A 22,014-nucleotide genomic window follows, 5' to 3' on the forward strand; every position below is an offset into this window, starting at 1 on the left:
AAGGCAGGGGAAACGTCCCGATTTGGCGAGAGGGAGAGGGCTTTACTATCCTGCTCTGGCAATTGGGTCGATCGATCTGCACAGGTAATTAAGACTTTGAGGCATTGCTGTCTCATTTCATCGTCCGAGAAGTCTGCGATGCCTATAAAACGCCGTGGATGAGCGAGTTGAGCGTATCATTGCAGTCACAACATTGCTCTCCTGCCAAACGCTACACTGTTCAACAGTTATAGCAACCGCCAAGGCGGTTAAGCCACTGTACTCAGCACAGCTTCCATGGCATCCCGCTCGACAGTCGAATTTAATTAGTTGTTTGCGAATTCGACTTTTTAACCATGACCAGCATCGCTCAATTTTGTTAAGATCCGGTGAATAGGAGGGCAAGTATTTTAACTGACAACCTGCGGCTTCAATTAATTGAATAATCCGCCCACCTTTATGAAAGGTGGCATTATCTGCAATCACTATTTGTCCCGGTTTTAGCGTTGGGATTAAACAAGTTTCTAGCCCCGTGTTTCAAACACTGTTCGATTACAAGAACCCTCAACAGTAAATGGAGCCAATAACTCACCATCACAATATGCAGCGATCACATATTAACTCGCCCTTGTCTTCTGCCACTTTTTAAAGCATAAAAGCGGTTCCCTTTAGCATTCCAACCATAGCTATAATCTTCTCTACTATCCATCCCATACTCATCTATATACACTATGTTCTGTGGTACATACAGCGCTATCTCTTGTTTAAATAGAAGTCGTTTAACTTCATCCCTTTCTTGATAACCATAAGTTTTTTTTTTCGCGTAAACCCAATTTTTTTAAATGCCCGTGATATAGTGCGATCGCTAATTTCTTCCGTCCATAGTTTAGCCATCTCTACTTGAGTTTTATCTCCATTAACCTCGATAAATTTGGTAAATTTTTCCCAATCAGTAATTTTGTGTCCATTACCAGGCGGTTGATTAGGCAAGGCTTGAAAGTCCCCTGTCTCGCGTTCCCGCTTCAACCATAAACGAATAGTGTTACGACTCATGCTAAATATAAGGCAAGCTTCACTAATCTTTAAGCAATCAAGCTTGATTGCTTGGATCACTTTTTGACGGAGGTCGTAACTGTAGGGTTTGGGCATGGGTCTCGCTCCGGTACAGGCGGAGCAAGATTAAGGGATACTTCCAGTATAGGGCTTAACCACCTTGGCGCTTGCTATAACTCTGTGATATGGACTGCGCTGGTCCTATTCCCCCTCAACTTTTTCAGTATTCCCGCCCTTGACCCAACCTTCGCGATTGCCATCCTCAACCCGAATTCGCTGCCATTCTTTGTCGGGCGAATCTTCCAAAACTACCACTTTTTCCTTGTAACCAACACCGCCAATGCGGTTCGCATCTCGGCTACCAGTATCCCGGAGAATTAAGCCGATCGGCTGAGTCACCATCGCTCGGTAAGCTCCCGGTTCCAGCGGTTTCGGAGACGGGGCATCGCTAGATGTAGAAACAGGGCTAGCCTGGGCTGTTGAATTCGGCCCAGCGCCGGCAATCTGAACAGGTGTTTTATCGTTGGGAAAAACAGGTCTTTCGGGCACAGTAGTTAGCTTAGCGGCAAAGTAAAGTGCAGCCGCCACGCTAGCACCTGCCATCAGGACGATCGCTAGCAGAAAACCTACTAAAAATTTGAAAACGCTATATACACTGTTCATAAATCCGCAAATGAAGGAAGAAGGAAGAGGGAAGAAGGAAGAGGGAAGAGGGAAGAAGGAAGAGGGAAGAAGGAAGAGGGAAGAGGGAAGAAGGAAGAGGGAAGAAGGAAGAAGGAAGAGGGAAGAGGGAAGAGGGTTGACTGTTGAATGTTGACTGCTGAATGTTGAGTAAAATCTGGTAACTGCCAACTGACAACTGGCTACTAACTACTGACTACTGACTTCAAAAGCTTACCCCTGAATCCGGCGGCTCAAACTGCCGTATCGAGAAGCAAGGCGAGCTTTCCCAGCAGCGGCCCAATCTTGGAGAAACTGGATTTGTTCTTGAGCCGTTCTGGCTAAGGGTACCATCTGGCTAGCTGATTCTAAAATATCATCTGTCGTAAAGTCTCGATTTTGGCTAAACCCAATGTGCATTGCTTCAATCAAAGTTTGCTCGATTTCGGCCCCTGAAAAATCGGGAGTTTCGTAAGCCAAGCGCTCTACATCGTAATTTTTGATGCTGTGCGATCGCAACCGCAACAAATGTACCTCAAAAATCGCCCGCCGTTCCTCCTGGCTGGGCAAACCCACAAAAAATATTTCGTCAAACCTGCCTTTTCTCAGCATTTCTGGCGGCAAAGACTGGATGTTGTTGGCGGTTGCTACCACAAACACCGGAGAAGTTTTTTCTGCCAACCAAGTAATAAATGTTCCGAACACCCGGCTGGTTGTCCCGGAATCTCCTTTACCGTCCAATCCGGCAAAAGCTTTGTCAATCTCGTCAATCCACAGCACGCAGGGGGCCAAAGCTTCCGCTAGCTGAATCATTTGCCTGGTGCGCGATTCCGATTCCCCGACTAATCCGGCAAACAAGCGCCCGACATCCAAACGGAGTAAAGGCAAATGCCAGTGGTGGGCGATCGCCTTTGCTGTTAAGGATTTTCCGGTTCCTTGAATTCCGACTAACAATAAACCTCTGGGATGCGGCAAACCGTATTGGCGGGCTCGATCGGAAAAAGCACCGCCGCGCCGCAGCAGCCATTCTTTGAGATTGTCCAAACCGCCGATATCGGAGATATTTTCGCGGGCTGGGTAAAAATCCAGAATTTGAGTTTGGCGAATTGTTTGGCGCTTTTCTTCTAAAATCAGTTCCGCGTCGTCGGGATGGAGTTCGCCTCTGGTGGCGATCGCCTTTGCCAAAACTCGGCGGATGCGTTCGATCGACAATCCTTGACAGCAGCGCACCGTTTCGTCCAGCAAACGCCCTTCTATCGCCTGTCCGGTAGCCCCTAACAGCCTTTCCACCTCAATTTTGATTTCCGCTGCAGCAGGCAGGGGAAACTCCAAAACTGTCATCACTTCGCTGAGGTCTTCCGGGATCGAAACTATAGGAGATACGATGACAATATTTTTGGGTACAGATTTGAGGAGTCTCGCCAAATTTCGCAGCTTGCGGGAAATCGAGACATCTTCCAAAAACCGCTGAAAGTCCCGCAGAATAAAAATTGCCGGCGCGGTGGGGGGCAATTTTTCGAGAAATTCCAAAGCTTGCAGCGGGTTGCGCTTGCCAAAACCAGCATCGTTGGGATTGCCTTGGTAGCCGTCTACAAAATCCCAGATGTAGACAGCGCGAGAACCCTGTTTTTTGGCACTTTGGGCGATCGCCACTTCTACGCGCTCTTCCTCCCGTGTGGGAATGTAAATCAGGGGGTAGCGCGATCGCAGCAGCAGTTCAAACTCGTCGCTAAAAATAGTCATTAGTCATTAGTCATTGGTTATTAGTCATTGGTTATTAGTCATTAGTCATTAGTCCTTAGTTATTAGTTATTGGTTATTAGATGTTAGCCGATGTGATTTTTTTGCAGTCCTTATTCCACAGTTATTAATTCTTAGCTACTGACTGCTGACTGCTGACTGCTGACTGCTGACTAATGACTAATGACTTCTGATTATTGACTAAGGCAATTGCCGTTTAAGTGCTTCCAGAGACGCCCAGCGACTGTCAGAGACTGTTTCTGAGCTTTCTGTATCATCGTCAGTTAAAGAAATTCCCGGACATTCTGTATCGCATATCTGTTTGTGCGGCAGTTCCAAACACATTTGCTCGTACACCCAATCGCTTGGAGAGAAATAGCCGCCTGGTGACAAATTTTCCACCAAATCTTCTAAAGCAACTTCTATTTCTGTTGAACTTGAATCTGTATGATTTGCTGTTTCTTCGAGCCAGATTAGTTCAGATGAGTTGAGTGCCAAACGGTGATTGTATTGTTTCAAGCATCTGTGGCAAGTGAGAGTAACAATTGTTTCTGCTTTCGCCTTCACCTCAAGATAATTCCCTTGGTGAGTCACTTGCAGTCGCCCCCGCACCGGAGTAAGAGTTTCTAAATCGGGGATAATTTCTTCAAAATCAATGACCTCTTTCCGCTCAGTTTTTGTGAGTAGATGAGGGATATAAATTGTCTCCATAATCTTTTGCCTTCCTACTTCTTGAATTCAAAGGTTAAAAGGAATAGTTAATTTTTAACTTCTTCCTTCTTCCTTCTTCCTTCTTCCTTCTTTAGCGTCAGCGCAGCCGCACTACCAAACGCCGATCGGGTTCTTGTCCTTGACTGTAAGTTTCTATATCCTCACATTCGCTCAAAAAGCTGTGGACTTGACGGCGTTCTGCCGAAGACAGCGATTTGAGTTCAAATTCAACTCCCGTCGAGCGCGCTTGATCTGCTGCGTACTCGGCCATCGATCGCAGTTCTTGTTGGCGACGGATACGATAGCCATTGAGTTCAACTGTATAAGGAATTGACTCCTCTACTTCCTGACCTATATTTTGAACGGTGTTGCAGAGGTATTGAATGGCATCTATTACATTACCCTCTGGCCCAACTAAAATTGTAACTTGTTCTGGAGTTAGATTGCTTTCATCTATTGTCATCCAATAGCAATCTTTTTGTTGTTCGCATACCACTTTTGAAGGAATGGCGGACAGTTGTAACAATTCTTCTAACCATTGCTGTCCGCGCTGCATTTGAGAGTCTTTCATTGTTGTTAAAATCAAGCCTTTTTCTTAGAACGGCCCGGCTCGAAGGGAAGTGTATCTAATCCCTGTTCTTTTTTGGTTTTCGCCTCTGCTTCATCCACGATTTTTTGGAGGTTTTCGGGCAGCGGTTCTCGCGACAAAATGAACGATTGAACTGTCTGGAAGATGTTAGCAATCAGCATATACATCAACACGCCGGCGGGCAGCGGGAAGAACAAAAACATCCCTGAAAATATGACTGGCGTCAGTTTGTTGACTGTAGCCTGTTGGGGGTTGTCGTTTGGCCCTTGTGCTTGTCCCGAAAGGGTTTGGTTGATGTACAAACTGATGCCGAAGCCCAGGATCATCACCAAAATATCCCAGTGGATTGTACCGTCTGCGTCGATCGCGCCAACGCGGCCTAGAGCTTCAATAAACAGGAATCCTTTGTTTGTAGCCAATCCGGGGATTGTGCCTTGAACTGTGGCTTCACCGGGCGCTAAGGCCGTAATGTTGCCCTGTTCGTCTACCTTGATTAGTTCTTCGCCTTTGATGACTTTCCAGCGCGGTTCAAAGTTAATTTCGCTCTTATTTTCTGCTGCTAGGGCTTTGAGAGGTTTGCCCTCTGGGGTTTGAAAATCAATCTTGGTTGTGTCGCCGACTGCGAGTTTGTCGCCGCCTGGAATTACGCCCACAACTGGAGCATGAAAAGTACCTGTGACGTAAATATTTTGGGGCGGTGTAGCAAAAGCTTGCGGTTGAACAGTTTCGATTTGTTCTTTGGGCAAAACTTGAACGTTGACGCTGTAATTTATGTCTGAAAACGGCGAACCCCTGAGCGTTGCGAACAGTGCAAACAGCACTGGCATTTGCAGCACCAAAGGGAAGCATCCTGCTAGAGGATTGCCGAATTCTTTGTATACTTTGCTCATTTCCTCCTGCTGTTTTGCAGGATTTTCTTTATAGAGTTTTTGAATTTGATCTACTCGCTCTTTCATCAACGGCTGCGCTACTTTCATGCGCCGCATATTGCGAAGAGAGCCTGCATTGAGAGGATAAAGAGCAAAGCGAATCACGAGCGTCAGTGCTACGATCGCTAAACCGTAGCTTGGCACGATCCCGTAGAAAAAATCTAGGATCGGGAGCATGAGGTTGTTGGAGAGAAACGAGATACCAAAATCCATTCGCTTTGAGTTAATTTAGGTGCTCTATGTTTACTTTTGAGAACTATTTTTACCCGCTGAACGCGAGCCGCCTCAAATTTTCGGGTTTTGTCTCTATCTTAGGACATTGCCCGTCGATCGACCGCCCGGTCTGCGGGTTTGTGGTAATTAGTTGGCCAATACTCGCACTGACTTTACCCTGATTTGAGGGTGAAGCCGTTCGTTTATTTAGCTTTGGCCGCGTTTGCTTTTTGAGTGGCTGCCGGCAGTTTTTCGTTAATGTAGTCATACATTGCTCGAAATTTCGGAATAGCTCTGAGTTCCAAGCGACTGCCATTTTTCATGGTGAGTACCATGTCTCCGTAACTCCCGAAACCGCGAGGTACTGTGACCATTTTGACTATATCTGAGTAGATAACGTCTGTGCGATCGCCCCCCATCCAACCGCTAGTTACGGACACTCGGCGGCTCGTGATCCGGTAGCGCAGCCACAGAGCCCGGACAATTGCTCCTACTGCGAGGGGGATTCCCACCACAGTCAGCCCCAGGAGTAAGTTGATAATCAAGTCTCCCGGCGCGGGGCCGCCTTCATAATATACTTCCTCTCGAATTCCCATTTAGTACCTCGGCTTCTACCAACAACTGCTCTAATTCTTGCAGAATTTCTGCATAATTGCACTCTTGTACGATCGGACGCACGACAATTACTAAATCCCACCCGAATTTTAATCGGGGCAATAGCTGTCGCAAAGCTGCCCGAATCTGGCGCTTAATCCGGTTGCGGACTACAGCGCGCTTGCTGACTTTCAGGCTGATAGAAATGCCTGTGCGAGTGGGCTGCAAAGATTTTTCGGCTGTCGGTTTGGCGAATTCGGCGCTTTTGGGTTTACGCAGAGCTCTTAAGCTGAAATGAGCGGAGTTGCGGCGCATTCCCTTGCGGTAGACGGCGCTGAAGTCTTTTCGGTGCTTGAGTCGGTTTGTCTCGGGCAACATGGCGTAGGGCGATCGTTGAGGTCTCTCAACCTTGATGCAGCGCTAGACTGCGAGGCGGTGGCGACCTTTGCTGCGGCGGGATTTGATTACCAATCGACCGGTTGCGGTACGCATTCTGGCGCGAAAACCCGATGTTCTTTTTCTTTTGCGGCTGGTTCCGTGCAGAGTTTGCTGTGTCATTTTGATTTCTCCGGGCTCGTTATTTTACTTTTGATTAATATTCACAATCTTCTATTTTACCATACAGTGGTTTTCTTGGCAATAATATTTATTTTTCCGAGTTGAGATGTAATGAGAGTAAGAGTGAAGTTGCGATCGCAGCCTTGAATGATTGGTAAAGGCTAGAATCCCGACAACTTTTACGTGCTGCGGGGTTATCAACTGCTGACATCTATTGACAGCATAACGAAAAGAATTGGATGTTTAAAAAACAATGGGTTAAAATTCAAAATATAACCAACCGGAAAAAACAGATGGATGCCACAGTATTAACCCCTACTCCGAATCCTGCAACCCAATTAACTTATCAAGTTCTAATTGAAAAGCACGATGAAGAATTCTACAGCGCAATAGTTTGGGAATTGCCAGAGTGTAGGAGTTCGGCAGCTAGTAAAAAAGAAGCTTTTTAAAGCTTGCACAGATTGTTGAGCGATCGTCTAAAAAGAGTAGAAATAGTCTCTATGACAGTAGATATTCCCCCAACAGAAAATCCTTTGATGAAGTGGGGAGGAGCCTTTAAAAACGATCCGCACTTTGATGAGATGCTGGAAGATATTGAAGAACTGCGCCGCGACAGGAATGCACAAATGGCAGAATATTACGATCGACTTGATGGGACAGAAATCACAAACAAAAATGAGCTGGAGGCAACAGCTAAGTGACTTTGTGGATATTTGATACAGACCGTGCCACACTTTTTGGGCAGGGGAATCCACAAATAGTGCAGCGTGTGAGTGCAGTTAATCCCAAAGATATTGCGATTACGATCGTTACATTTGCTCTTCAAATGTATGCACGACTTAACCGTATTAGGCGAGCCACATCGGGGGAGGAAAGAATATCAGCTTATGCAAGTCTGCGAAAAACCGTCAACTATCTGACCGATTTTGAGTTGCTTGACTTCGATCGAGAGTCTCAACATTATACTAATTCTCAAAACTCATGCAACAGTATCGCTCCGGGTGCGTCGCCACCCGTAAATCTTAAAGAATATCCACAATCTTTGAGCGACGCACCCGGAGCTCAGGTGAGCGCAAACAAACCCACACTCATCATTGTTGCTTTCTGGAGGCGAGAATTGGTATTACCCGGAATCCCCGAGATTTTGAAATAATCCCTGGATTGAGGTTTGAAGATTGGTCAGTTTAATGATTGGGATGTGCGATGAGCATGATGTAGTTGCTGAAAAAAGTTCGATCGACCTTCTGGCTTCATGGAACAGGAAAAAGTGCAGAGGGCAAAAGTGTAAAAGGGTAAAGAAGAGTCCTTACCGGGAAAACTAGGACGAGAGAGAAACCGAGGCCACCGCTACGCGAAAACCCCAGAGCCCCCACCAATCGTGCGCCGAATTCCTGCTACGATTGGCACTGCGGCAACCGACGGCATTGTTGCTCCAAGAACCGCCACGCTGCACAGGCCAATCATCGGGGCCAGTTTCCCAGGAACTTCCGTCAGTTGGTGCGCCCTGATAGTTCGAGTTCCACCTATCGCTGCACCACTCCCAAACATTGCCGTGCATATCGCACAGTCCAAAGGCATTGGGGGGAAAACTCCCGACATCGGTTGTTTGTTGACGGTAAAGTCCTGTGGGGGCGTTTGCGTAGGGGTAGTTTCCGTTATAGTTGGCTAATTCCGGGGTAATAGTTTCCCCAAAATGAAATGGGGTGGTTGTTCGGGCACGACAGGCGTATTCCCATTCTGCTTCACTCAAGAGGCGATATTTTTTCCCGGTTTTTTGCGAGAGTTTGCCACAGAATTTGACGGCTTTGTGCCACCATACATTTTCTACAGGACGTTTTTCGCCTTTGAAGCCCGATGGGTTGTTTCCCATGAATGCTTGCCACTGTGCTTGGGTGATGGGGTATTTTCCTGCAAAAAAAGCCGGTACTGTGACTAGATGCTGTGGACTTTCACTATCACGTCTAATGTTCTCTTTTGCTGGCGAACCCATCATAAATGTGCCGCCGGGAATGTAAACCATTTCCAGTACAATTCCGTTCCCTAAGTCTTCAGGAAAGAAGCGAGCAAAGGACTTACTGCGACTGTTTTCTTTTCCATACGCATCGACTGTGATTACATCAAAGTCAAATGTAGGGAGATAGTCTTGGGGGAACTGCGGTTTTACCTTTAAGTCATCCCTATCTTTCAGCAGTGAATAGGCCGCTAATTTTACCTGCATTGACTCATCCTGCAATGCACTAACAATCAAATCTAACCCTGCTTCTCCATAGTTCAGCGCTTCCGAAAGTGCGGCGATTCGGACTTTGAGTATGGTCGAAGCTAAGCGACTTTTAACGCCGAGGATGCCTCCTAAGACTGCGGCATCGATCGGGGTTGAATTTTGACTGCCGAGGACGGAATCATATTCTCTGGGTCGATTTTCGGTGTCTGGCATGGCATTTTGACCTTGACATGATTACCCATTGTGGCATTTTTTGGGGCGATCGCGCTTAACCCAAAAAAATCAAATCCCCGGCTTCTCAAACTTCTCCAAGAAGTCGGGGATTTCTCCTGCTAGTCGCCCTTAAGCCCAAAAAATCAAATCCCCGACTTCTCAACTCATCCGTGTATCCGTGTCAACATCCGTGTTCTTCCCTTATTTCAGTTCAACATTTACCGTAGCAGACATCCCCGGTGCAATCCGCGATTCGTAGCCTTTAATGCTTTCGGCATCAAACACAACTTTCACAGGAATCCGCTGCACAACTTTGGTGAAGTTTCCCGTAGCATTATCGGGAGGCAATAGGGAGAATTGAGCGCCAGAAGCAGGGGAGAAACTATCGAGATGACCTTCAAATTTGCGGCCACCAAAAGCATCTAATTTGATTTCTACTTTTTGGCCTGGTTTCATGTTTGCCAGTTGCGTTTCTTTGAAGTTAGCAATTATCCACAAATCGTTACTGACGATCGCCATTAAAGGCGTTCCCGACTGCACCCGCTGCCCGACTTCAACGGATTTGCGGCCGATTTGTCCGGCGGCGGGAGCAGTGATATTCGTGTAGGAAAGTTGCAGTTGAGCGTCTTTAACCGCAGCTTCCGATTGCCCGATCGCAGCCTTGGCAGCATCATACTGCGATCGGCTGACTTTAGTTTGCTCTCCCGTAGCTTGCGCCTGTTGCAATCCGCCCTTTGATGCAGCAAGTTTGGCTTGGGCGGTGCTGATGCCTTCTTCGGCTAGGGCGACTTTGGCTTGGGCGCTGGCGACGCCGACTTGAGCCTGGGCTACTTGGGCTTGGGCTTGTTTTACTCCTTCTTGAGCTTGGGCTACTGCTGCTTGGGCTTCGGTTACGCCTTCTTTGGCTTGGGCTAAGCGCGCTCTGGCTTGGGCAATTCCTTGTTGGGCTGCGGTAGTTTGGCCTTGGGCGACTTCGTAGGCTGCTTTGGCGGAGTCTAGCTGCTGGCGGGCGATCGCACCTTCTTGCTGCAAGCTTTCGTACCGTTTATAATCAGCTTGCGTCTTGACGAGATTGGCTTGCGCTTGTACTAGCTGAGCTTGCGCTGCGGCAATGCCGGCTTCGGCTTCCGTCACTTTGGCTTGGGCTTGGGGAATTCCGGCTTCAGCTTGGGCCACTTTGGCTTGCGCTGCGGGCACCCCGGCTTCGGCTTCGGCTACCGCAGCTTGTGCCGCGGGCACGCCTTGTTGGGCTTCCCTAATGGCTGCTTGGGCGGTGGAAATTCCAGCGTTGGCGGTGCTGATATCTCCTTGAGCTTGGGCTGTTTTGCCTTGGCTGGTTTGAGAGGCGAGGGAAATATTGGCTTCGGCTGCTTCGGCTTGGCGGCGGGCGTTTTCTAAGGCTGCTTGGGATTGTTGCAGTTTAACTTGGTAGTCGCGGGGGTCAAGTTTGATCAGCAGTTGGCCGGGTTTTACTTGTTGGTTGTCTTGTACTAAGACTTCGCCGACTGTACCGTTGATGCGGCTGCTGACTTGGTGGATGTGTCCGGCAACTGTAGCGTTGTCGGTTTCTTGGTGGATGGAAGCGTATTGCCAGTAGTGGTAGCCGAAGCTGCCGGCGGCGATCGCCCCTATGCCCAGCGCTGCGAAAATCAGCGGTTTCTTGGACTTTTTCTTGGGTGTTGCAGCCGCCGGTAAGGGTGCTTGCAGTTCTGTTTCTGCGCCTGTTTTGACCTCGGCGGGGGCGTTGATTTCTGTCTCTGGGACGGGGATTACTGGCAGGCTTTTAGCTTGGGTGTCGTCGATCGGCTTTTCTAATACGGCGACTGCTTTGCCGTTACCGTTGAATTCTGCTGGGTTGGTTTCGTTTGTGCCTTTCATGGTATTTGACTCCTGATACTTTAGTAAGATGTCGTTTGTTTAGGGTGCGTACTTTTTAGTTAGTAAGACGGCTTTTATTAAGAGTGCGTAGTATTTAGCGGTTATTTGTAATGTAGTGGAGGTAGATGGTGTTGCGCTTCACTCGAAAGAGCGATTTGTCGGTTTAGGAAAGATTGAGGATCGCGATATCGATGAGTTGTGAGAAGCGTTCTCGATCGGCCTTTGAAATTCCAGTCATTGACTTCTCTCTGCTCTTAGCTACCAGTGGCGGCAGCACGTATTGCAGTTCCCTGCCTGCATCCGTCAGCCAAATTCGCCAAATGCGCCGATCGCGGGTGTCTCTCGAACGGCGGACTAAATCTCTTTCTTCCATGCGATCGAGCACGCCTGTCAGTGTCCCGCCTACCTGTTGCAGTTTGTCGCCAATGCTGGAAGTCGGCAAACCGTCTTCTTGCCACAAGCAGCACAGTACCAGCCAGTGAAAAGGTGTCAATCCAAAGGGTTCGAGTACCTCTTGCAGCCTGCGAGTACATAGCTGCCCCAGCAGTTTGAGTCGGTAGCCCACGCTCTGGGGGGCGAGAACGTCGTGCCACTGAGCTAGATTTGTACGATCGACAGTGGGTGCAGTAACCATCGGCTTATTACTTAGTGTTCGTATTATTAGAGTAAGATGTTTTTCGGGAATTGTCAAGGGGGCGCAAGCAGATTTTTTGAGGCCGACAGCTATGCTAAAACCGGGAATCCCCCTGGGACTTAAGTCCCAGGCTAAAAGCTGAATTCGGTTGAAACCGACTAAAAAATTCAAGCTTAACTGATGAGATGCTCGATCGTTCGATCGAGACTGACACTGCTGTTTAGTCCACTTAAAGTGGACTTTAGCTGTAAGCCAGGGACTTACAGGAATTTGAGCTCGACCCCGCCACAAAGATAGTAAACTTTAAAAATGTAAAAAAAAGAGATTATTTAGAGATAGCAGCATATTCTATTGACTAACGATCGTGAATATCATTTGACCGAGAACAAGTAACTGTTAGCTGTGAGCTATATCGAGAGTTTTTCCGCCATTATTTTTATTAATTTTTGAGCAGCATTATCATGACTCTGGCTCTCCCGCTAATCTAGTGATAACTCGATCTAAGCTGTGGAGCATTTAAACCATTAACGATCCAGGTAAGGTGCGTCATTCGCGAACACTTACTATACATGGGAAACGCCTATTTACGCCCGGCACCCTACTATCCTCCTTTAAATGCCGAACAGCTTAACAAAATAAGCAAGCTAATAGTTTTTCCAAGCATGAACGCCTCTATCTGTCCGCATGGATGTAGTCCACAAAGTAAAATCTCGGACGAAGCCAGAATCTCAGCCAAGCGTAAGCTCCTAGACCTAATAGTGCTGTCACAATTAAGGGTAAACCCAGAGTTAGTTGCAATCCATCGGGAAGGAGAGCAACAGCGCAAACAGTAATAGCAAAGTAGATTAAAAGCACTGCTTGCAAGCGTTGCACAATCAAAAGTGCTTCTCGACAGCTACGACAATGTTGGGTGTGTTGTTTGTAGCGATCGAGGATTTGTTCGCGATCGCTATTGATATTACGTGTTGGTGGAACATTGATTCCAACTTCGCTCCAAGGTAGTTGTCCGTGACAATAGCGATCGAACCAATTCCTAAACTCTATTACTAAACGGTCTGCACTTGTAGGTAGCTGATAGGCAGTTTTCCAGCTTTCAGTAGATTGTCTTTGTTGGAGAAAATATTCTTGCTGCTGTAGAAGAACCATATCTCCATCAATAACCAGATTGCGTTCGCTGACGTGATCCCACCAACGGGGTGTGAGATGATGGAGTGTTTTGGCAAAGTTACGGGTAAAATGAGCGACAATTCTAGACTTACCTGGAGATACAGGTATACAGTAGGTGATAAGTCCAAGCTGTTTGCTGCCATTGTTAAAACTGAACGCATACTCCAAGCGACAAGGTGGTTCAAAAGTGATTGTTCTTTGTAGATCTCCTTCTATAGTCGCTTCAATCAAATTGGGTGTTGATTGTACAATTTCGATCGCGATCGGTTTTGCTTGTTTGCGATCGCCCTGCACGCCGTGATGAGAAAAAGGAACATGACTCGGATCTGCCACATTTTCCACAAGAGTTTGCCAGTCATACTCTAAATCCCGTACAAAAGAAAACCAAACAAAGCCTTTGCTTGCGTCTACTTGGGGTGACAAAGGCAATGGTGTATCGGTAGCTTGTTGGCTTGATTTTGCATCTGGCCAAACCCAGAGTAAATCCTGTTCCTGACGAGTTGGTAGTGCTATAGCACACAGATTTTTTTTATTTTTGCTTGCAAGTTCTGGATTTTCTGCTTGGGGAATATGAGTACAAATTCCTTGGCGATCGAATTGCCAACCATGATAGCTACACATTAAATTCCCTGTTTCGTCATCAATGCGACCCTCACTTAGGGGAGCAAGCCGGTGCGGACATCGATCTAAAAACACTTGGAAAGTTTCAGATGATTTGGGTTTCCAGATGACTAAACGCAGTCCCAGAAGTGTCACTGCTGTTGGTTGCTTGGGATCTAAATCTTCGACTGGCGAAAGAGGATACCAATGCTGAAAAAAATTGAATTCCGCTTCCATTTTATAAAAAATTAGGGTGTCAAGAGTAGGGTGTGGAGTGTAGGGAAAGAAAACGCTCTGTGATACCAATTCAAAATGCAAAATACAAAATTAGGAAAGTCAGATTCTATCTGAGCTTTCTGGTTTGCATCTATGGTACAGAGTCAACACCCCAACCTCACACCCTACACTTACACTGAATCAATCCGATGGCGATGTAGGGGTTCTGCTCAATTAAGCTAAAACCTCAGTCTGTAGTAACGCTTTGCGTAATGCAGTTACTGCTTCTTCTGTCTCTACCAACCTATTGAGAGCAAGTGCAATATCATCTTCCACCTTCAACAGTTTAGCTGCTTTCTTAACAGCTTTTCGCTCTTCTGGTGAGTAATCCTCATCGGCGCTAGCCATTTGAATTGCATGATACAGCAATGACCTTGATTTAGACCAAGTAGTCACATCAACTGTAATCTTACTCAGCAAACTTTCTAAATCAGCATTTTTGTAGTCAAATGTTTTGTATTTCTCTATTACTTCTTCAGGTGCGCCAACAAGACGCTGATGATTTAGCAACCAATTAAATTCGGCTTCTGAAACCTCTCCATCAGCTCCAGCAATAGCGAGGAGCGCATATCCGTAGTTCAGGTATGCTTCAACAGGAGCTTCAGAAATACCTAGGTTCTTTTTCATGAATTCTGAAGCAGGTAGTCCGTCGGTGATATTGCTCATAAATTACCTTGTTTATGTTTGGGAAGAATCAGGACTTACGCAAATTTACTTTTTTGCTTGAATCAACCTTATTCAAAGGAAAGCTTTCCACTGTGCGGTTGTTTCCCTCGGCTGAATTTCTTAAGCAATAGCAAAATTAAATCATAAAAGTTTAGGCATGTCAATATAGCAATCCTAAATGATTTGCTTGCATTATACGCGAGCTTTCTGGCTCGCACTGCAAGGATTCTGGTCTCGCTCGATTTTGCTGCTGATGCGAGGATTGCTATATAACAAAGTTGGCTATATTGAATCTACCAATATTTAAGATTCCATACTTACAAGATACCAACTTTGATATATTGCGTTTTACTAGAAAATATGCGTCGTTAATTCTGAACTGAGATATTGGGCGACTTCAGTGCCTGGGTTTCAGTAAGAAGTTAGACCGGGTTCGACGATAAACTGCTGTAAGTCCCTGGCGGAGTCGCGGTTGCACTCGCATACTGTGGCGCTGCGGAGGATGTGTAGCTTTCCATAGGATTATCGCGCTCTGACTATCACCCTGCAAGCCGGATGTCCGCCCTGGGAAGTGTGTTTACAATTCTTAATTTTTCTTAAACTAGAAAGGGTAAATCTAGTTTGCGATCTGAATTTATGTTGCTTCCAGCCGACAAACGCACCAAGTTAGATGACTCCGACGACAATTTGTTCTACTCCTATCCCCGGTTTGTGACTCACGTAGACGATGGATTCATTCAGCAACTAACCGATTTGTATCGGGAACGGCTGAAGCCGAATACTCGGATTTTTGATATGATGAGCAGTTGGGTTTCTCACTTCCCCGACGAGATGCAATTTGCCCATGTTGAAGGGCACGGCATGAATGAAGAAGAGTTGGCAAAGAATCGCAGACTGAATCATTATTTCGTGCAGAATTTGAACGCAAATTCCAAATTGCCGCTACCGGATGCAGAGTTTGACGCGGTTGTCAACTGCGTTTCAGTACAGTATTTGCAACACCCGGATGCGATTTTTGCCGAGATTCACCGGATATTGAAGCCTGGTGGCGTAGCAATTGTGAGCTTTTCCAACCGGATGTTTTATCAAAAGGCGATCGCGGCTTGGCGGGAAGGTTCGGAGGGCGATCGGGTAGAATTAGTCAAGAGTTACTTTGATTCTGTCCAAGGAGCGAATATACCCGGATTTAGCAAGCCGGAAGTAATAGTTCGCAAGGCTAACTTGCCGAGTTTTATGCAAATGCTGCGAATAGGAAGCGGCGATCCGTTTTATGCGGTAGTTGCTTACCGCCAAAGTTAGGATTTTTTGGCAGTAAGGACTTTAGATGGAGATTGAAAGCACTAAAGTCCTTACTAAAAACCGATCGATCGAAAGCTACACTATTTAGGTTAGGATATATTGAATATTTGCTCCTAAAATATGGAAAACAAACTTTTGCAGCGCATCACACTCGATCCAAATATCTGTCACGGAAAACCCTGTATTCGCGGTCTCCGATATCCAGTAGAGTTGATTATTGAATTACTCTGTTCTGGTATGAATGCTAAAGAAATTATAGATGACTATCAAGATTTAGAACATGAGGATGTTCTAGCTGCTTTGCTATTTGCAGCGCGGCTGACTCAAGTGAAAAGCATATACTGAGTAGGGTAGTTCATCAGTAATCATCAAGTAGGGTAACACCTTGATATGAAACCATACCAGCAAATATCTATTAACGAATGCGGCGAACCTTTAGTCCCGATTCCACCAGAACATTTTGCCTTTGAAATGCCGCACCCTTATCAAAAGTTGGGTGCTCCCTATCACAACAGCAAAGCAGATTCGCCTTACTATTTGCGGCAAGGAGTGGTAGATAGTTTAATCGCAGCTCAAACTGAGTTACAGAAAAATCACCAAAATTGGAAAATTCTGATATTTGACGCTTATCGGCCGGTCGAAGTCCAGCAATTTATGGTAGATTATACTTTTAATCAAATTGCTTTAGCTCAAGGCTGCGAATTTCCAGTTTCCGAAGACAAACGCCAAGTAATTATAGAACACGTATATCAATTTTGGGCAGTACCGAGCCTCGATCGCGCGACGCCTCCCCCTCACAGTACAGGTGCTGCTTTAGATATAACTTTAGCGGATCAAAATCATCTGCCAATTGATATGGGTTCTCCGATTGATGAAATATCAGAACGTTCTTATCCCGATTATTTTGCTAACAGCAATTACCCACAAGAACAGCAATATAACCATTACAGGCAAATCTTAAAAAATGTGATGATAAATGCGGGTTTTCAGCAGCATCCTAACGAATGGTGGCATTTTTGTCTGGGCGATCAGATGTGGGCTTGGTTGACAAATCAAAACAATAGTGTTAATCAATTTGTGGCCCGATACGGCCGCTATTAAAAGGCTACGCAATTAAATCTGGACTGGCGCACTCGCAACCTTGAGAAACCGGGTTTCTTGACAAAAAACCTCAGCTTTTAGGTGCTTTATTCGGCAAGAAACCTGGTTCCTGACCAAGAATTTCAAAGGTGGTACCCGCCACGTGATTTATCCGTGGAATCAATTCTTTAATCGAAAATCAAAAATCCTCAAGAAAGAGCATTTATCTCGCGCAAGTAAATCTAAAATCTAAAATCTAAAATCTAAAATCTAAAATCGATTGACACTCTATGCGTCCAGGACTATAAAAGCTCGATCGGCATAAATCATTATAAATCATTTGTATCATCAGACACGACAACTATTGCCAGCGGGGTAGCAGTGCTTTAAAATCAACAAGAGCGAACAAGTGCAGGCAAATCGAGCCAGCACCGCAAACCCTAAAGGATAACTCAGAGTTGACCCCATGAAAGCACTCATCCTCTCTGGCGGCAAAGGAACACGCTTGCGTCCCCTCACCTATACGGGTGCTAAGCAATTGGTTCCTGTAGCAAATAAGCCGATACTGTGGTACGGAATTGAAGGAATTGTGGCGGCTGGGATTACGGATATTGGGATTATTATTAGTCCCGAAACCGGGGAAGAGGTGAAGACAAAAACAGGAGATGGATCTCGCTTCGGTGCAAAAATTACTTATATCTTGCAAGCACAGCCGGCGGGACTCGCTCACGCGGTGAAAGTTGCTAGACCATTTTTGGGTGATTCTCCATTTATTATGTATTTGGGAGATAACTTAATTCAGAATCAGTTAGATCCGTTCTTAGAGATTTTTAACAAGCAAAAACTAGACGCCCTGATTTTGCTGCGTCCAGTGCCCAATCCCTCTGCTTTCGGTGTTGCAAAAGTTGATGATAACGGGCGAGTTTTGCAGTTAGTAGAAAAACCAAAAGTTCCGCCATCAAATTTAGCACTGGTGGGAATTTACTTTTTTGCTCCTACTATCCACGAGGCGATCGATCAAATTCAACCTTCGCCCCGGGGCGAACTCGAAATTACCGATGCCATTCAACAGCTCATCAATCAGGAAAAACACGTAGAAGCCTGCAATTTAGAGGGTTGGTGGCTGGATACGGGAAAAAAAGACGATTTGCTGAGTGCAAACCAAATCATTTTAGATAGCCGTATCGTAGCTTCAACTGACTTAAAAGTAGACGCAAAAAGTCAAATTATCGGGCGAGTGCAAATAGGGGAAGGAACGGAGGTAATTAATTCTACGGTTCGCGGGCCAGTGGTAATTGGGGAAAATTGCCGCATTGAAAATTGCTTTATCGGGCCTTACAGCAGTATTGCCGATCGCGTGACGATGATTGATGCAGATATCGAACACAGCGTCATATTGCAAGGGGCGAAAATAGTTGGCATTCACCAGCGAATTGTTGACAGCGTGATCGGGCAGCGAGCTCAACTCACCAATGCACCGGCTCGTCCAAAAGCTCTGCGGTTTATGATTGGTGATGACAGTCAAATTGAGTTAGCTTAAATTGAGATATTGCTAATATCGGAAGCAATAATCTTGATGTAACAAGAGATAAATTTTCTTGTGGGGAGTAGGGGTTGGGCATCCTGCCCGCCCTCGAACAGGCTTTCCGGCCTGTTCCACAATTAATTACAATTATTCACACAGCAAAGATGCCTGTTCACAATTAGTTACAAGGATTGAAATAGCCAAGATGCCTGTTCCATAATAAGTCATACTAAGTTATCCAAAGGAGAAGAAAGTTTGCAGTACGAAGAAATACCAACTCAACAAATCATAGATAAATTGCGACAAACTTTGGAGCCGCGAATTGGTATCGCTGAGCCGCCGCTGTCTGGAAGAGAAAATAGTGCGATTCCCTTCGGGATAGCTTCGCTTCACGCCCGAGATGAAGATGACGAAGACATCGCCCTTTTAAAGGCGGGTTTCGACATTTATAACATCCCCATTACCTCTTACCAAAGGCGGCTGGGTTCCGCAGTCATCGCCGTTAGGAAAATAGTCCGAAAATTGCTCAGACCCGTACTCGAACGACAAGTAATTTACAATTTTGCGAATACCCGCGTCGTTCAAACATTGAGCATTCAATTGCAAAAATTGCAAGAAAATCAACAAACTCTAGAGAAAAAAATTCAATCCGAGTTCAGCAGCGGATCTCCCGAAGTTACAGCACAGCTTGAGACTCAACAAAATGCGATCGCAACTTTTCAGTCGGAAATAGAGCAAATTAAAGCAGTCCAGCAGAAACATACTGCTATTTTAGAGAAGATTACCGCTCAATTGCTCGATCGACAACAATAAAGCATCAAAGATGACCCAAAATAATTTGGTCACAAGGCCCCAGATTTATTCGCGAGAGCAATTCTTCAATGCTTCAATCAAAAATCAAAAACTATTCAATTCCTCAATCTAAAATCCCAAATTCCAAAGCGAAAACTCCTCAATTCTTCAATCCCAAATCGAAAATTCTTCAATCCTTCAATCCTTAAATTACTCAATCTAAAATCTAAAATCTAAAATCTAAAATCGAATGATTGTACTGCCAATATGCTCGTTAATTATAGTCAACTATAACGGTCTGCGCCACACGAAAGATTGCTTAAAATCTCTACAAAAACTTGCGTATCCCGAACAGCAACTAGATTTAATTGTAATTGATAATTGTTCTCAAGACGATTCCGTTAATTCCCTGCGCGAACTATTTCCAAAAGTCCGCATTTTTGTCAATTCCGCCAACAACTTTGCTAAAGCCCTCAACCTCGGCATCAGCGAAGCGAAAGGGCAATATATCGCCTTTCTAAATAATGATGCTACCCTTGACAATCGCTGGTTAGATATACTTGTCACAATTCTAGAAACTAATAAGAAAGTAGGTGCGACTAGCGGCAAATTGCTGTTTAAAGACGGGCGAATTAACAGCGCAGGTATTCAGCAATTACCTAATTTTTATTGGCAAGATGTCGGCTTTGGCGAAAAAGATTCTGGACAGTACGATACAGAACGGGAAGTCGAAGGGCTTTGTTGGGCGGCGGTGCTTTTCCGCAGGGAATGTCTCGAAGATGTGGGGCCGATAGATGAAGATTTTGTGATGTACTTTGAAGATGTAGAGTTTGCCAAACGCTGCCACAAACGCGGTTGGAAAATGCTTTATACTCCCGCAGCGATCGCCCATCACGAGTATCGGGGTTCGAGTAAAGGAAGCAAACTTACCGAGTATTTCTGCAACCGCAATCGGTTTTTGTATTTGGCAAAACACGAACCTTTGCAATTAGTCAAAGCAATTCACACTTCGGATTTTTTTACTAACAAGCAGTACGATTTGCTGTTCGAGAGTTTATTTGTAGCGATTAAAAAACTTTTAGATTATCAGAAACCGGAAATCATCGAAACTGTAATCCCGCAGTTGTCGGAAAAGTTGGCTGTGATTTACAGTCGGATGAAGGTCGATCGCATTTTATCTCGGTTGCAGGTGGTTCGGGGCGATCGCAAAATGTCGATCGCCATTTACGATCACGGACTGCATTTTATCGGCGGCGGTCAAAAATACGTCGCTACCCTCGCCTCGCTGCTACAAAATGAATTCGACATTACTTTTATCGCCAACAAACCAGTTGCTATTTCCGACTTAGAATCGTGGTACGGACTCAACCTTTCAGAGTGCAAAATTAAAATTATGCCCTTGGCGTTTTACGAGAAACGCGGAATGCAGTGCATCGATTCCAGCATCATCGTGGAGGATGTGGAAAATCCCTTTGATGAAATTGCCCGAGAAAGCAAAAACTACGATATTTTTATCAACGCAAACCAACTGGAAAAAGTTAAACCGCTGTCGCCAATCTCAATATTTTTCTGCCACTTTCCCAATACTTTCCGCAACCGTCACTTTGCAGTCGATGACTACACTTTCATTATTGCCAACAGTCAATTTACAGTCAAGTGGTTGGAGAAACGCTGGAACCTAAAGCCAACTTTTCTGCTTTATCCGCCCGTGGAAATGGCAACAGTTAAAGTGCCGAAAGAAAACATAATTTTGGCTGTGGGACAGTTTGAAGCTGGGGGAACAAAAAAGCAAATTGAACTAATTAAAGCTTTCCGCAGTTTGTTAGCAGATTATCCCCAAGAATTTCAAGGATGGCGGCTAATTTTAGCCGGCAGCAGTATTCCGAAAAATCCTTATTTAAAGACTGTTCAGAATTTATTGAAGCAAGATTCAAGGGCGATCGAGCTAAAAGTCAATGCTGACTTCGATGAGGTAAAATCGCTTTATGCTAGAGCGAGCATATTTTGGCACGGCTGCGGTTTGGGTGAAGTCAATCCTCAAAGATTCGAGCATTTCGGGATGGCGACTGTCGAAGCCATGCAAAATAGTTGTGCTCCGATCGTTTTCAACGGCGGCGGCCAACCGGAAATTGTCGAACACGGGCGATCGGGCTTTTTGTTCAATACCGTTGAGGAACTTAGCCAGCATTCACATCAACTAATTGTTAATCCAGATTTGCTAGCAGAACTTCAAGCTGGTGCACAGCAGCGCAGTCAGAACTTTAGACTTGCACGTTTCGATAAAAAAGTCAAGAGTTTTTTTGAGATTATTCACCAAGAATATGCTACAATTCGGCTGCCAAATCCTGCCGATATAGCTCAAATGCTCGAGAGCGATCGCGGATAAAGTGTAAGATTTAACATCGCCAAAAATGTATATAAATCCGCGCTTTGTAGGGTGCGTCGCTGCGAGATTTTGCTTCCCAAGTAGATGGTTGATAGCGACGCACCCGACGGTATAAACCCGCGCCTTGTATGGTGCGTCGCTGCGAGATTTTGCTTCCCAAGTGGATTGTTGATAGCGACGCACCCGACGGTATAAACCCGCGCCTTGTATGGTGCGTCGCTGCGAGATTTTGCTTCCCAAGTGGATTGTTG

24 protein-coding genes and 1 pseudogene are annotated in these 22,014 nt (G+C 45.6%); 10 read left to right on the top strand and 15 right to left on the bottom strand.

All coding sequences use genetic code 11. From position 1 onward, the window contains the following. Positions 1 to 248 precede the first annotated feature (248 nt). Both QUA56_RS18360 and QUA56_RS18365 read right to left on the bottom strand, forming a co-directional pair. Positions 249 to 1,128, bottom strand: a pseudogene (locus QUA56_RS18360) (IS630 family transposase). Between the two features lie 105 nt (positions 1,129 to 1,233). Further along, complete coding sequence (locus QUA56_RS18365; protein ID WP_333360121.1) at positions 1,234 to 1,695, bottom strand: SH3 domain-containing protein; 462 nt, start codon at positions 1,693 to 1,695, stop codon at positions 1,234 to 1,236. 10 nt (positions 1,696 to 1,705) lie between these two features. Here QUA56_RS18365 and QUA56_RS18370 point away from each other — a divergent pair, with 10 nt between their 5' ends. Then, positions 1,706 to 1,849, top strand: coding sequence for a hypothetical protein (locus QUA56_RS18370; RefSeq protein ID WP_333360123.1), 144 nt, complete (start codon positions 1,706 to 1,708; stop codon positions 1,847 to 1,849). Positions 1,850 to 1,926: 77 nt separating this feature from the next. On the opposite strand, the gene QUA56_RS18375 is transcribed toward QUA56_RS18370, so the two are convergent. From QUA56_RS18375 to rpmH, 7 genes are all read right to left on the bottom strand, one after another. Then, complete coding sequence (locus tag QUA56_RS18375; RefSeq protein ID WP_333360126.1) at positions 1,927 to 3,435, bottom strand: AAA family ATPase; 1,509 nt, start codon at positions 3,433 to 3,435, stop codon at positions 1,927 to 1,929. Positions 3,436 to 3,633: 198 nt separating this feature from the next. After that, positions 3,634 to 4,143 carry a YceD family protein gene (locus tag QUA56_RS18380; RefSeq protein WP_333360128.1) on the bottom strand — a complete coding sequence of 170 codons (510 nt, stop codon included), beginning with the start codon at positions 4,141 to 4,143 and terminating at the stop codon, positions 3,634 to 3,636. Positions 4,144 to 4,240: 97 nt separating this feature from the next. Then, complete coding sequence (locus tag QUA56_RS18385; RefSeq protein ID WP_333360130.1) at positions 4,241 to 4,714, bottom strand: R3H domain-containing nucleic acid-binding protein; 474 nt, start codon at positions 4,712 to 4,714, stop codon at positions 4,241 to 4,243. 11 nt (positions 4,715 to 4,725) lie between these two features. Further along, on the bottom strand, positions 4,726 to 5,874 hold the full coding sequence (gene yidC / locus QUA56_RS18390; protein WP_333360133.1) for a membrane protein insertase YidC: 1,149 nt from the start codon (positions 5,872 to 5,874) through the stop codon (positions 4,726 to 4,728). A gap of 203 nt (positions 5,875 to 6,077) precedes the next feature. Beyond that, positions 6,078 to 6,470 carry a PH domain-containing protein gene (locus QUA56_RS18395; RefSeq protein ID WP_333360135.1) on the bottom strand — a complete coding sequence of 131 codons (393 nt, stop codon included), beginning with the start codon at positions 6,468 to 6,470 and terminating at the stop codon, positions 6,078 to 6,080. Further along, positions 6,442 to 6,846: a ribonuclease P protein component gene (rnpA, locus tag QUA56_RS18400; protein WP_333360137.1), complete on the bottom strand. Its 405-nt coding sequence runs from the start codon at positions 6,844 to 6,846 to the stop codon at positions 6,442 to 6,444. Before rnpA ends, QUA56_RS18395 begins: the two co-directional genes overlap by 29 nt. A gap of 42 nt (positions 6,847 to 6,888) precedes the next feature. Further along, positions 6,889 to 7,026, bottom strand: coding sequence for a 50S ribosomal protein L34 (rpmH, locus tag QUA56_RS18405; protein ID WP_332943895.1), 138 nt, complete (start codon positions 7,024 to 7,026; stop codon positions 6,889 to 6,891). 293 nt (positions 7,027 to 7,319) lie between these two features. Between rpmH and QUA56_RS18410 the strand changes: the two genes are divergently transcribed. From QUA56_RS18410 to QUA56_RS18420, 3 genes are read left to right on the top strand one after another with little or no spacing between them, the layout of a single operon-like run. Then, positions 7,320 to 7,475 carry a hypothetical protein gene (locus QUA56_RS18410; protein ID WP_333360139.1) on the top strand — a complete coding sequence of 52 codons (156 nt, stop codon included), beginning with the start codon at positions 7,320 to 7,322 and terminating at the stop codon, positions 7,473 to 7,475. Positions 7,476 to 7,526: 51 nt separating this feature from the next. Further along, positions 7,527 to 7,727, top strand: a complete 201-nt coding sequence (locus QUA56_RS18415) for a hypothetical protein (RefSeq protein WP_333360142.1) — start codon at positions 7,527 to 7,529, stop codon at positions 7,725 to 7,727. Then, on the top strand, positions 7,724 to 8,179 hold the full coding sequence (locus QUA56_RS18420) for a hypothetical protein (RefSeq protein WP_333360145.1): 456 nt from the start codon (positions 7,724 to 7,726) through the stop codon (positions 8,177 to 8,179). Before QUA56_RS18415 ends, QUA56_RS18420 begins: the two co-directional genes overlap by 4 nt. Positions 8,180 to 8,344: 165 nt before the next feature. Here the strand turns inward: QUA56_RS18420 and QUA56_RS18425 are convergent, their stop codons facing one another. The 5 genes from QUA56_RS18425 to QUA56_RS18445 form a co-directional block, all read right to left on the bottom strand. After that, the gene (locus tag QUA56_RS18425) at positions 8,345 to 9,460 is read right to left on the bottom strand and encodes a formylglycine-generating enzyme family protein (protein WP_333360147.1); all 1,116 of its coding nucleotides are present in this window, start codon (positions 9,458 to 9,460) and stop codon (positions 8,345 to 8,347) included. Positions 9,461 to 9,661: 201 nt separating this feature from the next. Further along, positions 9,662 to 11,338, bottom strand: coding sequence for an HlyD family secretion protein (locus QUA56_RS18430; protein ID WP_333360150.1), 1,677 nt, complete (start codon positions 11,336 to 11,338; stop codon positions 9,662 to 9,664). Positions 11,339 to 11,501: 163 nt separating this feature from the next. Next, a complete protein-coding gene (locus QUA56_RS18435) occupies positions 11,502 to 11,972 on the bottom strand; it encodes a MarR family transcriptional regulator (protein WP_333360152.1) in 471 nt (156 codons plus the stop codon). 672 nt (positions 11,973 to 12,644) lie between these two features. Continuing rightward, entirely contained in the window at positions 12,645 to 13,976 is a 1,332-nt protein-coding gene (locus tag QUA56_RS18440) for a Rieske 2Fe-2S domain-containing protein (RefSeq protein WP_333360155.1), read from the bottom strand. A 213-nt stretch (positions 13,977 to 14,189) separates the two neighbouring features. Continuing rightward, positions 14,190 to 14,681 (bottom strand): TerB family tellurite resistance protein, encoded by a 492-nt coding sequence (locus QUA56_RS18445; RefSeq protein ID WP_333360157.1) that lies wholly within the window; start codon positions 14,679 to 14,681, stop codon positions 14,190 to 14,192. Positions 14,682 to 15,317: 636 nt separating this feature from the next. Here QUA56_RS18445 and QUA56_RS18450 point away from each other — a divergent pair. The 6 genes from QUA56_RS18450 (at position 15,318) to QUA56_RS18475 (ending at position 21,763) form a co-directional block, all read left to right on the top strand. Next, positions 15,318 to 15,980, top strand: a complete 663-nt coding sequence (locus QUA56_RS18450) for a class I SAM-dependent methyltransferase (RefSeq protein WP_333360159.1) — start codon at positions 15,318 to 15,320, stop codon at positions 15,978 to 15,980. Positions 15,981 to 16,100: 120 nt separating this feature from the next. Continuing rightward, entirely contained in the window at positions 16,101 to 16,325 is a 225-nt protein-coding gene (locus QUA56_RS18455) for a DUF433 domain-containing protein (RefSeq protein ID WP_333360162.1), read from the top strand. Between the two features lie 45 nt (positions 16,326 to 16,370). After that, entirely contained in the window at positions 16,371 to 17,081 is a 711-nt protein-coding gene (locus tag QUA56_RS18460; RefSeq protein WP_333360164.1) for a M15 family metallopeptidase, read from the top strand. A 445-nt stretch (positions 17,082 to 17,526) separates the two neighbouring features. Beyond that, the gene (locus QUA56_RS18465) at positions 17,527 to 18,600 is read left to right on the top strand and encodes a glucose-1-phosphate thymidylyltransferase (protein WP_333360167.1); all 1,074 of its coding nucleotides are present in this window, start codon (positions 17,527 to 17,529) and stop codon (positions 18,598 to 18,600) included. A 240-nt stretch (positions 18,601 to 18,840) separates the two neighbouring features. Beyond that, entirely contained in the window at positions 18,841 to 19,398 is a 558-nt protein-coding gene (locus tag QUA56_RS18470) for a hypothetical protein (protein ID WP_333360169.1), read from the top strand. Between the two features lie 229 nt (positions 19,399 to 19,627). Further along, positions 19,628 to 21,763: a glycosyltransferase gene (locus tag QUA56_RS18475; protein ID WP_333360171.1), complete on the top strand. Its 2,136-nt coding sequence runs from the start codon at positions 19,628 to 19,630 to the stop codon at positions 21,761 to 21,763. Here the strand turns inward: QUA56_RS18475 and QUA56_RS18480 are convergent. Beyond that, on the bottom strand, positions 21,736 to 22,014 hold a 279-nt coding region (locus QUA56_RS18480), incomplete at its 5' end, for a hypothetical protein (RefSeq protein WP_333360173.1). The two genes, QUA56_RS18475 and QUA56_RS18480, sit on opposite strands and share 28 nt — an antisense overlap.

This window comes from Microcoleus sp. N3A4 (assembly GCF_036701805.1).
In the GTDB taxonomy this organism is placed as follows: Bacteria; Cyanobacteriota; Cyanobacteriia; order Cyanobacteriales; family Microcoleaceae; genus Microcoleus.

Bases quoted from the DNA above. Each gene is read 5' to 3' on its own strand.
- rnpA (WP_333360137.1), bottom strand. From the start codon at position 6,846: ATGTTGCCCGAGACAAACCGACTCAAGCACCGAAAAGACTTCAGCGCC.
- QUA56_RS18445 (WP_333360157.1), bottom strand. From the start codon at position 14,681: ATGAGCAATATCACCGACGGACTACCTGCTTCAGAATTCATGAAAAAG.
- QUA56_RS18410 (WP_333360139.1), top strand. From the start codon at position 7,320: ATGGATGCCACAGTATTAACCCCTACTCCGAATCCTGCAACCCAATTA.
- yidC (WP_333360133.1), bottom strand. From the start codon at position 5,874: ATGGATTTTGGTATCTCGTTTCTCTCCAACAACCTCATGCTCCCGATC.
- QUA56_RS18450 (WP_333360159.1), top strand. From the start codon at position 15,318: ATGTTGCTTCCAGCCGACAAACGCACCAAGTTAGATGACTCCGACGAC.
- QUA56_RS18370 (WP_333360123.1), top strand. From the start codon at position 1,706: ATGAAGGAAGAAGGAAGAGGGAAGAAGGAAGAGGGAAGAGGGAAGAAG.
- QUA56_RS18435 (WP_333360152.1), bottom strand. From the start codon at position 11,972: ATGGTTACTGCACCCACTGTCGATCGTACAAATCTAGCTCAGTGGCAC.
- QUA56_RS18385 (WP_333360130.1), bottom strand. From the start codon at position 4,714: ATGAAAGACTCTCAAATGCAGCGCGGACAGCAATGGTTAGAAGAATTG.
- rpmH (WP_332943895.1), bottom strand. From the start codon at position 7,026: ATGACACAGCAAACTCTGCACGGAACCAGCCGCAAAAGAAAAAGAACA.
- QUA56_RS18460 (WP_333360164.1), top strand. From the start codon at position 16,371: ATGAAACCATACCAGCAAATATCTATTAACGAATGCGGCGAACCTTTA.
- QUA56_RS18440 (WP_333360155.1), bottom strand. From the start codon at position 13,976: ATGGAAGCGGAATTCAATTTTTTTCAGCATTGGTATCCTCTTTCGCCA.
- QUA56_RS18465 (WP_333360167.1), top strand. From the start codon at position 17,527: ATGAAAGCACTCATCCTCTCTGGCGGCAAAGGAACACGCTTGCGTCCC.
- QUA56_RS18365 (WP_333360121.1), bottom strand. From the start codon at position 1,695: ATGAACAGTGTATATAGCGTTTTCAAATTTTTAGTAGGTTTTCTGCTA.
- QUA56_RS18395 (WP_333360135.1), bottom strand. From the start codon at position 6,470: ATGGGAATTCGAGAGGAAGTATATTATGAAGGCGGCCCCGCGCCGGGA.
- QUA56_RS18380 (WP_333360128.1), bottom strand. From the start codon at position 4,143: ATGGAGACAATTTATATCCCTCATCTACTCACAAAAACTGAGCGGAAA.
- QUA56_RS18425 (WP_333360147.1), bottom strand. From the start codon at position 9,460: ATGCCAGACACCGAAAATCGACCCAGAGAATATGATTCCGTCCTCGGC.
- QUA56_RS18475 (WP_333360171.1), top strand. From the start codon at position 19,628: ATGATTGTACTGCCAATATGCTCGTTAATTATAGTCAACTATAACGGT.
- QUA56_RS18375 (WP_333360126.1), bottom strand. From the start codon at position 3,435: ATGACTATTTTTAGCGACGAGTTTGAACTGCTGCTGCGATCGCGCTAC.
- QUA56_RS18430 (WP_333360150.1), bottom strand. From the start codon at position 11,338: ATGAAAGGCACAAACGAAACCAACCCAGCAGAATTCAACGGTAACGGC.
- QUA56_RS18415 (WP_333360142.1), top strand. From the start codon at position 7,527: ATGACAGTAGATATTCCCCCAACAGAAAATCCTTTGATGAAGTGGGGA.
- QUA56_RS18455 (WP_333360162.1), top strand. From the start codon at position 16,101: ATGGAAAACAAACTTTTGCAGCGCATCACACTCGATCCAAATATCTGT.